We start from the raw sequence: 14909 nt of genomic DNA on the forward strand, positions 1-14909 counted from the left end.
ATTCGCGTAGATTGATTAAGCGCAACAAAAAAGGCACCCGAAGGTGTAATGCCGTTCACTTAAGAGTGAACGGCATTTTTGTTCTTAGCATACCGTTGTGGTCTAGGCTTAACTGTTCTAGGGAATGTTCTTTCCCTTCGCCCTTCAAGTATTAAGCTTTCAGCCATGTTGTGAAAACCCTTTAACTGACGAGGTATTGCTCCTGGTGTTGAGTAAGGTAAGCCTACAAGTAACGCAGATACATGAGCTAATGTGCCGTTAAAACTCAGTTGATAAGGAAGGTAGTTTCCCTTTAAATTGAAGCAGAGCTCTACCATCTGATATCGAATTAAATTGTAAGTAAGTAAGATGCCCCATAACTCCTGCTTTACCAACTCTGGCAAACGACTTCGCAGCGTGAGACGGTTTCCAAGCATGTATTGTTTTTGCTCTCGGTAGCCTAGCTCTATCTCCCAACGATGCTCATAAAGACCAGTAATATCTTTTGATGGGTAACGCAGCGGATCTGTCATAGAAGTTAATACTTGGTAGTCTTTTCCTTTAATTTTACGAGTGACAAGTCGAGCGGTTATCGACTTTGGTAAATCAGACCATCGCTTTCTAGCTCTTGGATTACTGTGTAATTGAACAAGTTTGTCATTTCGCCCTAAAGATTGAACAATGTCATATTGTGTATTTTTCTTGAGGGGAATAAGCCAATGGCGCTCTGAGCCAGAGTCTTGCCATTTATGTAATAAGCCTAAAGAATAGAACCCCTTATCGAACATTGTCACGCTATGATTCGGTGTTGTTTCTATCAGTTTTTCAGCTAATACCATTTCGTTTGTATTGTAGTTATCAAAAGCACTGGCCGTGATAATATGACTGCTTAGTTCCATTTGGCAGACCATTCTCACTTGCGGATATTGTGTCCCTTTTTGTCGAGAAAATGCATTTTCATTTTGCGGGTTATCGGGCGTGCGCCAAACCACTCCATCGACGCCAAGAAGCGTTAATCCATTCCACTGGGGTAACTTTGCACTTTTTAACCATGAAGTCGTCATTTGCTCAAAGACCGCTTTAATTGCGCCTTCACCCAACGTCTTTCGACGTTGAGTCAACGCACTCGGTGCGACAAAAGCTTTACCCGTACGATCGACAATATCAAGCTGGTTAACTAAGTCTTTCATGGATTTATTGTTATAGATAGCCATTCCAACAAGTAACCAAACCATGGATTCTAGAGTTAATTTCCTCTTTCTCATCGTGACGGTATCAGTAAGAGAATAAGCTTCGTTGATGAGGTCAATTGGAAGTAAGTCAGACAAAGTCTCAACGTTGCTAGGTTTCCAATCATTAATTATGTTTAGAGCTTGGGAAACATCCATAAAAAAATCCAAGTGCATTAAATACACTTGGATTTTGACAGCTCTGAAGGATCGTTCAACCGATCCCTTTGGCCTTAACTGATCGGCATTAACCCGAAGGTGCCTTTTTTAATCAGCGCTGAGATTACTCTTCAGAAGAGAAACCTGCGTTTAGCAGTGCCGCTAGGTTATCTGTCGCTTGTTCAGCAGACGGGCCTTTTAGCTGTGCCGCACGTTTAGCTTGACGTTCTTGGTGGTAAGCGAAACCTGTACCCGCTGGGATCAGACGACCAACGATTACGTTTTCTTTCAGACCGCGAAGATCATCACGTTTACCAGAAACAGCCGCTTCTGTTAGTACGCGAGTTGTCTCTTGGAACGATGCCGCAGAGATGAACGATTCAGTCGCTAGAGATGCTTTAGTAATACCTAGTAGCTCACGCTCGAAACGAGCAGGCTGTTTGCCTTCGGCTTCTAGGTTACGGTTTGCAACTTTCACTTGTGAGTATTCAACTTGCTCACCCGCTAGGAACTCAGAGTCGCCAGCATGAGTAATCGTACACTTACGTAGCATTTGACGAACGATAGTTTCAATGTGCTTATCGTTAATCTTAACGCCTTGCAGACGGTAAACTTCTTGAACTTCGTTAGCGATGTAAGACGTTACAGCATGGATACCACGTAAACGTAGAATATCGTGCGGAGTCTCAGGACCATCAGCAATAACGTCACCACGTTCGATCTTCTCACCTTCAAACACGTTAAGTTGACGATGCTTAGGAATCATTTCTTCATAAGTTTCGTCACCCTCACGAGTGATGATTAGACGACGTTTACCTTTGGTTTCTTTACCAAAGCTCACAGTACCTGTGTGCTCAGCAAGAATCGCAGGCTCTTTTGGTCGACGAGCTTCAAACAAGTCAGCTACGCGAGGTAGACCACCCGTGATGTCTCGGTTACCGCCAGATTTTTGTGGAATACGCGCTAATGTGTCACCAATACCAACTTCAGCACCATCTTCGATGTTAACGATCGCTTTACCCGGCAAGAAGTATTGAGCTGGCATATCAGTACCAGGGATCATGACATCTTTACCTTTCGCATCAACAAGTTTGATAGCTGGACGCATATCTTTACCTGCTGCTGGACGAGCGGCAGCTTCGGTTACTTCGCTTGAAGATAGACCCGTTAGGTCATCTGTTTGGCGAGAAACCGTTACACCATCAATCATATCAACGAATTGGATGCGACCAGCCACTTCAGTGATGATTGGCATGGTGTGCGCTTCCCAGTTAGCCACTGTTTGACCAGCTTCAACCGCGTCGTTATCACCTTTACTCAACACAGAGCCGTAAGGCAGTTTGTGTTTTTCTTTAGTGCGACCAAATTCGTCAATGATAGTCAGCTCTGATGCACGAGATGTGATAACCAGCTTCTTATCTTTGTTGATAACGAACTTAGCGTTGTGAAGTTTCACCGAACCTTTGTTCTTCGCTTGGATGCTGTTCTCTGCCGCAGCAGTAGAAGCCGCACCACCGATGTGGAACGTACGCATCGTTAACTGTGTACCCGGTTCACCGATAGATTGAGCAGCAATAACACCAACTGCCTCACCTTGGTTTACTAGGTGACCACGAGCAAGGTCACGACCGTAACATAGCGCACAACAGCCGAAGTCCGCATCACAGGTTACCACTGAGCGTACTTTCATATTATCGACAGAGTTCTCATCGATAATCTGACACCACTTCTCATCAATCAGAGTATTACGTGGAATAAGTACTTCTTCAGTGCCTGGCTTCATCACATCCTCAGCCACAACACGACCAAGAGCCAGTTCAGTTAAAGAAACTTTAACATCACCACCCTCGATATGAGGCATCATGTCGACACCTTCTTGAGTGCCACAGTCATGCTCTGTCACCACAACGTCTTGTGCAACGTCTACTAAACGACGAGTCAGGTAACCTGAGTTCGCTGTTTTAAGTGCAGTATCGGCTAGACCCTTACGTGCACCGTGGGTAGAGATAAAGTACTGTAGTACGTTCAGGCCTTCTTTAAAGTTTGCTGTGATAGGCGTTTCGATGATTGAACCATCTGGACGCGCCATCAGACCACGCATACCTGCAAGCTGACGAATCTGAGCAGCAGAACCACGAGCACCCGAGTCAGCCATCATATAGATGCTGTTAAACGATTCTTGTTGTTCTTCTACGCCATCACGGTTGATCACAGTTTCAGAAGATAGGTTATCCATCATCGCTTTCGCAACACGGTCGTTGGTAGACGCCCAGATATCGATAACTTTGTTGTAACGCTCACCCGCCGTAACAAGACCTGATTGGAACTGTTCTTGGATTTCGCGTACTTCTTCTTCAGCTTCAGCAATTTCAGTGTATTTCGCTGCTGGTACAACCATGTCGTCGATACCAACTGACACGCCTGACAGTGCTGCATAAGCAAAACCAGTATACATGATTTGGTCAGCAAATACGACCGTATCTTTCAAACCAAGCTTACGATACGCTTCGTTTAATAGATTTGAGATCTGTTTCTTACCAAGCTTCTGGTTCACGATGCTGTATGGCAGACCTTTAGGAACGATTTGCCATAGCATGGCACGACCGACAGTCGTATCGACCATCTTAGTCTCAGTTGTGCTGTAACCATCTTCATCAACAACGGTTTCAGTGATACGTACTTTAACGCGTGCGTGTAGCGCCGCTGTCTTAGTACGGTATGCCTTCTCAGCCTCTTTAGGGCCAGCCAGGTACATACCTTCACCTTGTGCGTTGATTTTTTCGCGAGTCATGTAGTACAGACCCAAAACCACGTCCTGTGAAGGTACGATGATCGGATCACCTGATGCTGGCGACAGAATGTTGTTGGTCGACATCATCAGTGTACGAGCTTCAAGCTGTGCTTCTAAAGTTAGAGGCACGTGAACCGCCATTTGGTCACCATCGAAGTCCGCGTTATACGCCGCACACACAAGTGGGTGCAGTTGAATCGCTTTACCTTCAATCAGTACAGGTTCGAACGCTTGAATACCAAGACGGTGCAGTGTTGGTGCACGGTTTAGTAGTACTGGGTGTTCACGAATCACTTCGTCTAGGATATCCCAAACAACCGCTTCTTCACGCTCAACCATTTTCTTAGCTGCTTTGATCGTCGTGGCCATGCCGCGAGTTTCTAACTTGCTGTAGATAAATGGTTTAAATAGCTCAAGTGCCATCTTCTTAGGAAGACCACACTGGTGCAGACGTAAATATGGACCTACTGTGATTACAGAACGGCCTGAGTAGTCTACACGTTTACCAAGTAGGTTCTGACGGAAACGACCTTGTTTACCCTTGATCATATCAGCAAGAGATTTCAGAGGACGCTTGTTAGAACCTGTGATCGCACGACCGCGACGACCGTTATCAAGTAGCGCATCAACAGACTCTTGCAGCATACGCTTTTCGTTGCGTACGATGATGTCCGGAGCTGCTAGCTCTAGAAGACGCTTCAAACGGTTGTTACGGTTGATCACACGGCGGTACAAATCGTTCAGATCAGATGTCGCAAAACGACCGCCATCTAGTGGTACTAGAGGACGTAGATCTGGCGGAAGTACCGGAAGCACAGTCAGGATCATCCACTCAGGGTTATTACCTGAGCTGATAAACGCTTCAACAAGCTTCAGACGCTTAGTCAGTTTTTTGCGTTTAGTTTCAGAGTTAGTGGTTTGTAACTCCTCACGCATCATCTCTGTTTCAGCGACAAGATCCATTGAACCCAATAGGTCCTTGATCGCTTCTGCGCCCATCTTCGCCGTGAACTCATCGCCCCACTCTTCTAGACGGTCAAGATACTCTTCTTCAGTAAGCATCTGACTCTTTTCTAGATCCGTCATACCCGGCTCTGTTACTACATACATTTCGAAGTAAAGAACACGTTCGATATCACGTAGAGGGATATCCATTAGCAGACCGATACGAGACGGTAGCGATTTTAGGAACCAGATGTGAGCAACCGGTGATGCAAGCTCGATGTGGCCCATACGGTCACGACGAACTTTAGTTTGTGTAACTTCAACGCCACATTTTTCACAGATCACGCCACGGTGTTTCAGACGCTTATATTTACCACAAAGACATTCGTAGTCTTTGACTGGACCAAAAATACGCGCACAGAACAGACCATCACGTTCAGGCTTGAACGTACGATAGTTGATCGTTTCAGGTTTTTTAACTTCACCAAAAGACCATGAACGAATCATGTCAGGTGAAGATAGACCGATTTTGATTGCATCAAATTCTTCGGTCTTATGCTGTGCTTTTAGAAAGTTTAATAAGTCTTTCACAATCAGCTCCTGTAAGGAGTTAAAAGGCGCTCGGCGAGCGCCTTTCTACCAGGATAATCCAGAGGGTTTACCGCCAAGATTACTCTTCGTCTTCTAGCTCGATGTTGATACCTAGCGAGCGGATCTCTTTCAGCAATACGTTGAAAGACTCTGGCATGCCAGGTTCCATGCTATGGTTACCATCAACGATGTTCTTATACATCTTCGTACGACCGTTAACGTCATCTGACTTAACAGTAAGCATTTCTTGTAGTGTATATGCAGCACCGTATGCTTCTAGTGCCCACACTTCCATCTCACCGAAACGCTGACCACCGAACTGAGCTTTACCACCAAGTGGTTGCTGAGTTACTAGGCTGTACGAACCTGTTGAACGAGCGTGCATCTTGTCATCAACAAGGTGGTTCAGTTTGAGCATGTACATGTAACCGACAGTTACAGGACGCTCGAATGCATCACCAGTACGACCATCAAACAGTGTTAGCTGACCAGAAGTTGGTAGGTCGGCTAGGCTTAATAGTTCTTTGATCGATGCTTCTGATGCACCATCAAATACTGGAGTTGCAATCGGTAAACCACCACGAAGGTTGTTCACAAGAGTACGAACATCACCATCAGACAGAGCAGCAATATCTACTTTCTGACGCGTATCGCCAAGATCATAAACCTTCTGTAAGAACTCACGCTGCTTAGACAGCTCTTGTTGTTCTTTAACCATTTGGTTGATCTTGTCACCAATACCTTTTGCAGCCAGACCTAAGTGAACTTCAAGGATCTGACCTATGTTCATACGTGACGGTACACCTAGTGGGTTTAATACGATATCAACCGGCTGACCGTTTTCATCGTAAGGCATGTCTTCAACAGGGTTGATCTTAGAGATTACACCCTTGTTACCGTGACGACCTGCCATCTTATCACCAGGCTGGATACGACGTTTCACCGCTAGGTAAACTTTAACAATCTTCAGAACGCCAGGCGCTAGATCATCACCTTGAGTGATTTTGCGACGTTTCGCTTCGAACTTCTTATCGAAGTCAGCTTTTAGCTCATCCCACTGCTCAGCAAGCTGTTCAAGTTGAGATTGTAGCTCGTCGTTTTCTAGTGTTTGTTCTAGCCATTTCTTACGATCGATCGCATCAAGCTTCGCTTCAGAATAGCCACCATTGATCAGTACAGCTTTCACACGCGCTAGTAGACCACCTTCAAGAATTTGGAACTCTTCAGTAAGGTCTTTCTTCGCTTCTTTTAGCTGCATGTGTTCAATTTCAAGCGCACGCTTGTCTTTCTCTACGCCATCGCGAGTGAAAACTTGAACATCGATAATGGTACCTGAAACAGAGTTTGGTACACGCAGTGACGTATCTTTAACATCAGAGGCTTTTTCACCGAAGATTGCACGTAGTAGCTTCTCTTCTGGAGTTAGCTGAGTTTCGCCTTTCGGCGTTACTTTACCAACTAGGATGTCACCACCCTTAACTTCAGCACCAATGTAAACGATACCTGACTCGTCTAGTTTAGACAGAGCCGATTCACCTACGTTTGGAATATCCGCTGTGATCTCTTCAGAGCCCAGCTTAGTATCACGAGCCACACAAGAAAGTTCTTGGATGTGGATAGTCGTGAAACGGTCTTCTTGAACGACGCGCTCAGATACTAAGATCGAGTCTTCGAAGTTATAACCATTCCAAGGCATGAATGCGATACGCATGTTTTGGCCAAGCGCTAGCTCACCAAGGTCTGTTGAAGGACCATCAGCAAGGACATCACCGCGAGCTACAGGTTCACCTGGCATCACAGTAGGACGTTGGTTAATACATGTGTTTTGGTTCGAACGTGTGTATTTAGTTAGGTTGTAGATGTCGATACCCGCTTCACCAGATACAAGTTCATCTTCATTAACTTTAACTACGATACGAGACGCATCAACTGACTGCACCATACCGCCACGTTTGGCAACGGCAGTTACACCAGAGTCAACCGCTACATTACGTTCGATACCAGTACCAACCAACGGCTTCTCAGCGCGTAACGTTGGAACCGCTTGACGTTGCATGTTCGCACCCATCAATGCACGGTTCGCATCATCGTGTTCTAGGAACGGGATAAGCGAAGCGGCGATTGATACGACCTGGTTAGTCGCAACGTCCATGTAGTCAACATGTTCACGAGGGTGAAGACCAGATTCACCTTTTTGACGAGCTGTGATCAGCTCATCTGCAAACGTACCTTCTTCAGTCAGAATGGCGTTTGCCTGCGCGATAACAAATTGACCTTCTTGGATAGCTGACAAGTAATCAACTTCATCAGTCACCACACCATCAACAACACGACGGTACGGAGTTTCTAGGAAACCGTATTCGTTACAACGTGCAAATGCTGACAATGAGTTAATCAGACCGATGTTCGGACCTTCTGGCGTTTCGATCGGACATAGACGACCGTAGTGAGTTACGTGTACGTCACGTACCTCAAAGCCAGCACGCTCACGAGTTAGACCGCCAGGACCCAATGCAGAAATACGACGTTTGTGCGTCACTTCTGAAAGTGGGTTGTTCTGGTCCATAAACTGAGAAAGCTGTGAAGAACCGAAGAATTCTTTAACGGCCGCAGAGATAGGCTTCGCATTGATCAAATCTTGAGGCATGATCGCATCAAGATCGCCAAGGCTTAAGCGCTCTTTCACTGCACGTTCAACACGCACAAGACCTACGCGGAATTGGTTTTCAGCCATTTCACCAACAGAGCGAATACGACGGTTGCCAAGGTGGTCGATATCGTCCACTTCGCCAATGCCGTTACGAATGGCGATCAACTTCTTCATCACTTCGATGATATCAGTTTCGTCAAGCGTACCAAGCTCGCCGGCATCTTCACGCTCAATTGAGCTGTTGAACTTCATACGGCCTACTGTTGATAGGTCATAGCGTTCTTCTGAGAAGAATAGGCTTTCAAACAGCGATTCGGCTGCTTCTTTTGTTGGTGGCTCGCCAGGGCGCATCATGCGGTAGATTTCTACTAGTGCAGAAATACGATCAACCGTACTGTCGATGCGGAGCGTCTCAGACACAAATGGACCATGATCAAGATCGTTCGTAAATAGAACTTCAAGTTTCTTATAGCCCGCTTGTGAAAGATTCGCTAATGCTTCCAAGCTAATTTCTTGGTTTGCGCTAACGATGACTTCACCAGTTGCTTCATTGACATAATCTTTAGAAGCGACTTTACCAACGATGTACTCAACGGGTACTTCGATAAAATCAACGTTATCTTTTTCTAGTTGACGAATATGACGAGCCGTTACACGACGACCTTTTTCGACATAAACGGTACCATTTGCTTCAATATCAAATGACGCTGTTTCGCCACGCAGGCGCTCAGGTACCAACTCCATAAGAAGAGTTTGGTCTTTGACTTCAAACTTCACTTTTTCGAAGAACAGATCCAAGATCTCTTCTGTCGATTTACCAAGTGCACGAAGAATGATCGATGCAGGCAGTTTACGACGACGGTCAATACGCACGTATAGGTTATCTTTTGGATCAAACTCAAAATCTAACCATGAACCACGGTAAGGGATAATACGTGCGTTATAAAGAACTTTACCTGATGAGTGAGTTTTACCCTTATCGCTGTCGAAGAATACGCCTGGGCTTCGGTGCAGCTGGGATACGATAACCCTCTCAGTACCATTAATTACGAAGGTACCATTGTCTGTCATGAGTGGAATTTCACCCATGTAGACTTCTTGTTCTTTAATATCTTTTACAGTACCTGCTGGCGCGTCTTTATCAAAGATCACTAGGCGTAGTTTTACGCGTAGTGGCTTAGAATAAGTTACACCACGAATTTGACATTCTTTAACGTCAAAAACTGGCTCACCAAGACGATAGCTAACGTATTGCAGCTCAGAATTGCCGTTATAGCTCTGAATAGGAAATACAGAACGAAAAGCAGCCTCAAGACCGTATTGTCCTTCAGGATCCTGTTCGATAAACTTGTCGAACGAATCGAGCTGGATCGATAGCAGGTATGGAATGTCCAACACTTGTGGACGAGTACCAAAGTCCTTACGGATGCGCTTTTTCTCGGTATAAGAGTAAACCATGGGGTTCCTCAGCTCGCTGATAAGTGACCCAAACTGCCCACCAATTATTCAAAAATAAAGGGTCATAGGACAGTGACTAACAGCTGTTTACTGTAGTAACACAACATCACTCAAAAATGATAGTTTGTGTGCTTTTGCACGAGTATAAGCGTCTAAACAGCGGGAAAATTCACCCATACCCTACAGCGCAAAAAGGCCGATGGTCAATAAACCACCAGCCATTAGCCTTGCGGCTAAGAAATTAAGTAATAATTACTTAACTTCAACAGTCGCACCAGCTTCTTCTAGCTCTTTCTTAAGTGCGTCAGCTTCTGCTTGAGAAACTGCTTCTTTAATTGCAGCTGGAGCGCCGTCAACTAGAGCTTTAGCTTCTTTAAGACCTAGGCCAGTTGCGCCACGTACTGCTTTGATTACAGATACTTTGTTTGCGCCAGCAGCAGTTAGGATTACGTCGAATTCAGTTTGCTCTTCAACAGCTGCTGCTGCTGGGCCGCCTGCAACTACTGCAGCTGCAGCAGAAACACCGAACTTCTCTTCCATAGCAGAGATAAGTTCAACAACTTGCATTACAGACATTTCTGCAACTGCATCTAGGATTTGCTCGTTAGTAATAGACATAACAATTCTCTTTTAAGTCAACAATAAGTTTATTTAGCAAACAATAAAAAGCAATGCGAATTACGCAGCTTCTTTTTGATCGCGGACAGCAGCGATAGTACGTACCAGCTTGCCAGCAGAAGCTTCTTTCATGCACATCATTAGGCGTGCGATTGCTTCGTCGTAAGTTGGTAGTGTCGCTAGTAGTTCTGCGTCAGTTAATGCGCCTTCAAATGCAGCTGCTTTGATTTCAAAGTGCTTGTTCTCTCTAGCGAAGTCTTTAAAAAGACGCGCTGCAGCACCTGGATGCTCGTTAGAGAATGCGATCAAAGTAGGACCTACGAATACGTCTTGTAGACATTCGTAAGCTGTGCCTTCCACTGCGCGACGTGCTAGAGTATTACGAACAACTCTCATGTAAACACCCGCTTCACGAGCTTGTTTACGTAGAGAAGTCATCGCGCCTACTTGAACGCCACGAGAGTCAGCAACAACTGCAGAAAGTGCACCACTGGCCGCTTCGTTGACTTCAGCAACAATTGCTTGTTTGTCTTGAAGGTTTAAAGCCATCTTGGATTTACTCCTGGTTGTCGTTACACCACTCACTATTATCACAACAGTGAGAGTTATTTCGGTGCAGTCCCAGAAGAAAGTTTATCTATTCAAAAAATAAATTATGCTTTCTGTCAGTTCGGGCACCATCTACGTAGGTACGATTAAGTCATTTATCAAACAGACAAATAACGCCTACGGTCTTGGACGGAGACTGGGTTATAGTTCTAAGAACTAAAATCAGCCCCAACCACAAATATTAGGCGCAGAATTATACACAAATTCCACACCTAATCAAATGTATTATTACGCTTGAGCGTTTAGCGTGTTCTGATCAACAGCAACACCAGCACCCATCGTAGTAGAAATGCTTACTTTCTTCAGGTAAGTACCCTTAGCAGAAGAAGGTTTCGCTTTCTTAAGTGCAACTAGAAGAGCTTCTAAGTTCTCTTGAAGTTGGTTAGTTTCGAAAGAAACTTTACCGATAGTTGTGTGGATGATGCCGTTTTTGTCATTACGGTAACGAACCTGACCTGCTTTAGCGTTCTTAACCGCTTCAGCAACGTTAGGAGTTACAGTACCAACTTTAGGGTTTGGCATTAGACCGCGAGGACCAAGAATGGTACCTAGTTGACCTACAACGCGCATTGCATCTGGAGAAGCAACAACAACGTCAAAGTTCATTTCGCCTTTCTTCACTAGCTCAGCTAGATCTTCCATACCCACTAAATCTGCACCAGCAGCTTTAGCCGCTTCAGCGTTTGCACCTTGAGTGAACACTGCAACACGTACTTCACGACCAGTACCGTGTGGCAGAACAGTTGCACCACGTACGTTTTGGTCAGATTTACGAGCATCAATGCCAAGGTTCACAGCAACGTCTACAGACTCAACGAATTTAGCCGTTGCAAGTTCTTTAAGAAGAGCTACAGCTTCGTTGATTTCGTATTCTTTAGTTGCGTCAACTTTCTCACGGATAGTGCGCATACGCTTAGTTAGTTTTGCCATGATATTAACCCTCTACCACTAAGCCCATTGAACGAGCAGTACCCGCAATAGAACGTTTCATCGCTTCAATGTCAGCACCAGTCATATCAGCCGCTTTCGCTTCTGCAATTTCTTGGATTTGAGCATCAGTAACCGTGCCCACTTTTTCAGTGTTTGGACGGCCTGAACCAGACTTGATGCCTGCAGCTTTCTTTAGAAGAACAGCCGCTGGAGCAGTCTTAGTTACGAACGTGAAAGAACGGTCGCTGTATACAGTGATAACAACTGGAGTAGGCAAGCCTTTCTCCATTGATTCTGTTCTTGCGTTGAACGCTTTACAGAATTCCATGATGTTAACGCCACGTTGACCTAGTGCAGGACCAACTGGTGGACTTGGGTTCGCCATACCAGATGCAACTTGCAACTTGATATAAGCTTCAACTTTCTTAGCCATGATATTTCCTAAATGTGGGTACAAACGCCAATCAGCTGATCAGCTCCCCGGTTACTTTGTCATAAAGACGTGTAAATAAGGCGCGAAATTATAATCACATTTCACGCCCTTAACAACCCTAAAAGGTGTTTTTTTAATCAAGCTTATCGACTTGGCCAAACTCAAGTTCAACAGGAGTTGCACGACCAAAGATAGATACTGACACTTTAATGCGGCTCTTCTCGTAATCCACTTCTTCAACGGTGCCGTTGAAATCAGCAAATGGACCTTCATTAACACGAACCACTTCACCTGCTTCAAACATCGTCTTAGGACGCGGAGCTTCGCTCGCTTTCTCTAGACGATTAAGAATCGCATCGGCTTCTTTGTCAGTGATAGGTGCAGGACGATCGGAGGTTCCACCAATGAAACCCATTACACGAGGAACACTACGAACTAAGTGCCAGGACTCATCATTCATGAGCATCTGTACCAATACATAGCCTGGGAAGAACTTGCGCTCACTTTTACGGCGTTGACCTGCACGCATTTCAACAACTTCTTCGGTTGGAACAAGAACTTCACCGAAGAATTCTTCCATTGCGTGCATCTTGATATGCTCACGCAGCGATTGCGCTACGCGACCTTCAAATCCAGAGAAGGCTTGAACTACATACCAGCGTTTTTTAGGAGCTTCACTCATGTATTAAACCCTCTATACCCCAGTCACGAAAGCGACAAGACGAACCATAATGCCGTCGATGCCCCAAAGTGCTAGAGCCATTACGATACTTACAGCTAAAACGATTAATGTTGTTTGCATGGTTTCTTGACGTGTAGGCCATACCACTTTGCGAACTTCCATACGAGATTCACGCGCAAACGCAATCGCCGCTTTTCCTTTTGTGGTTGTCGCAGCAACACCGAGTGCTGCAATAATCAGCGCAACCACACCTGCAGCGCGAAGCACTACAGACATTTCACCATACAGGTAATTACCCACAACAGCGGCAGCTAACAGAGCAAAAGTGACAATCCACTTAAATGTGTCTGCTGCACTTGAGCTATCAGGAATTTCAGCATTGTTTGCTTTCATAAACCAACCTGTTACAAGTCTTAACATAGACGACAACAACCCCGCTGTTGCAGGGCAAATCCATAGCACAGGTAAAGCTACCTATACATACTCATCAAGATAGAAATGTCTCTATCTTAAATCCTTTGCACTGGCTTTATCGACCAACAAATCGACAACGGCCAAATTTAGTGCAGAAAAAGGGCATCAAATGATGCCCTTTTTGGTAGTCGTTAGTCAAATACTATTCGTATTTAAACGGCTAAATCAGCAATTAAGCGATAACTTTAGCAACAACACCAGCACCTACTGTACGACCGCCTTCACGGATCGCGAAACGTAGACCTTCATCCATCGCGATTGGAGCGATTAGCTCTACAACCATTTGGATGTTGTCACCTGGCATTACCATCTCTACGCCTTCTGGTAGAGAGATATCGCCTGTTACGTCCGTTGTACGGAAGTAGAACTGTGGACGGTAGCCTTTGAAGAACGGAGTATGACGGCCGCCTTCATCTTTAGACAATACGTACACTTCTGACTCGAACTTAGTGTGTGGAGTGATTGAACCTGGTTTCGCTAATACTTGACCACGTTCTACTTCATCACGTTTAGTACCACGTAGAAGTGCACCAACGTTCTCACCTGCACGACCTTCGTCAAGCAGCTTACGGAACATCTCAACACCTGTACAAGTCGTTGTGATTGTGTCTTTGATACCAATGATCGCAACTTCGTCACCTACACGTAGGATACCGCGCTCGATACGGCCAGTTACTACTGTACCACGACCTTGGATTGAGAATACGTCTTCGATTGGTAGTAGGAATGCTTGGTCTACTGCACGCTCAGGCTCTGGAATGTAAGTGTCTAGCGCTTCAGCAAGTTCAATGATTTTCGCTTCCCACTGCTCTTCGCCGTTTAGTGCGCCTAGTGCAGAACCTTGGATAACTGGTAGGTCATCACCTGGGAAATCGTACTCAGATAGAAGCTCACGAACTTCCATTTCTACTAACTCTAGAAGCTCTTCATCATCAACCATGTCACATTTGTTCATGAATACGATGATGTAAGGAATACCAACTTGGCGACCAAGTAGGATGTGCTCACGAGTTTGTGGCATTGGGCCATCTGTTGCAGCAACAACTAGGATACCGCCGTCCATTTGCGCAGCACCTGTGATCATGTTTTTAACATAGTCAGCGTGTCCTGGGCAGTCTACGTGTGCGTAGTGGCGTGCTGGTGTATCGTACTCTACGTGAGAAGTATTGATTGTAATACCGCGCTCGCGCTCTTCTGGAGCGTTATCGATAGATGCGAAGTCTTTCGCTTCACCACCGTACACTTTTGCAAGTGTAGTACAGATAGCAGCAGTTAGAGTTGTTTTACCGTGGTCAACGTGGCCGATAGTACCAACGTTTACGTGCGGTTTCGTACGTTCAAATTTTGCTTTAGACATGAGT

General features: G+C 45.3%; 10 protein-coding genes. All 10 read right to left on the bottom strand.

The window, feature by feature from the left end:
- Positions 1-59: 59 nt before the first annotated feature.
- Positions 60-1367 (bottom strand): IS4-like element ISVa16 family transposase, encoded by a 1308-nt coding sequence (locus tag N5E84_RS11705; RefSeq protein ID WP_029388402.1) that lies wholly within the window; start codon positions 1365-1367, stop codon positions 60-62.
- A 124-nt stretch (positions 1368-1491) separates the two neighbouring features.
- The gene (gene rpoC / locus N5E84_RS11710) at positions 1492-5694 is read right to left on the bottom strand and encodes a DNA-directed RNA polymerase subunit beta' (RefSeq protein ID WP_013857949.1); all 4203 of its coding nucleotides are present in this window, start codon (positions 5692-5694) and stop codon (positions 1492-1494) included.
- 79 nt (positions 5695-5773) lie between these two features.
- Positions 5774-9802, bottom strand: coding sequence for a DNA-directed RNA polymerase subunit beta (gene rpoB, locus N5E84_RS11715; RefSeq protein WP_010318961.1), 4029 nt, complete (start codon positions 9800-9802; stop codon positions 5774-5776).
- 252 nt (positions 9803-10054) lie between these two features.
- Positions 10055-10420: a 50S ribosomal protein L7/L12 gene (gene rplL, locus N5E84_RS11720; RefSeq protein ID WP_010318962.1), complete on the bottom strand. Its 366-nt coding sequence runs from the start codon at positions 10418-10420 to the stop codon at positions 10055-10057.
- A gap of 60 nt (positions 10421-10480) precedes the next feature.
- The gene (gene rplJ, locus N5E84_RS11725) at positions 10481-10969 is read right to left on the bottom strand and encodes a 50S ribosomal protein L10 (protein WP_026027617.1); all 489 of its coding nucleotides are present in this window, start codon (positions 10967-10969) and stop codon (positions 10481-10483) included.
- 288 nt (positions 10970-11257) lie between these two features.
- Entirely contained in the window at positions 11258-11959 is a 702-nt protein-coding gene (gene rplA / locus N5E84_RS11730) for a 50S ribosomal protein L1 (RefSeq protein WP_013857952.1), read from the bottom strand.
- A gap of 4 nt (positions 11960-11963) precedes the next feature.
- Entirely contained in the window at positions 11964-12392 is a 429-nt protein-coding gene (gene rplK / locus N5E84_RS11735; protein WP_010318965.1) for a 50S ribosomal protein L11, read from the bottom strand.
- Between the two features lie 133 nt (positions 12393-12525).
- Complete coding sequence (gene nusG, locus N5E84_RS11740; protein WP_013857954.1) at positions 12526-13074, bottom strand: transcription termination/antitermination protein NusG; 549 nt, start codon at positions 13072-13074, stop codon at positions 12526-12528.
- 12 nt (positions 13075-13086) lie between these two features.
- Positions 13087-13467: a preprotein translocase subunit SecE gene (gene secE, locus N5E84_RS11745; protein ID WP_026027616.1), complete on the bottom strand. Its 381-nt coding sequence runs from the start codon at positions 13465-13467 to the stop codon at positions 13087-13089.
- A 253-nt stretch (positions 13468-13720) separates the two neighbouring features.
- Complete coding sequence (gene tuf / locus N5E84_RS11750; protein WP_013857920.1) at positions 13721-14905, bottom strand: elongation factor Tu; 1185 nt, start codon at positions 14903-14905, stop codon at positions 13721-13723.
- Between the last annotated feature and the right edge of the window lie 4 nt (positions 14906-14909).

The sequence above is a fragment of the Vibrio sp. J502 genome, assembly GCF_025397955.1.
Taxonomy (GTDB): domain Bacteria; phylum Pseudomonadota; class Gammaproteobacteria; order Enterobacterales; family Vibrionaceae; genus Vibrio; species Vibrio anguillarum.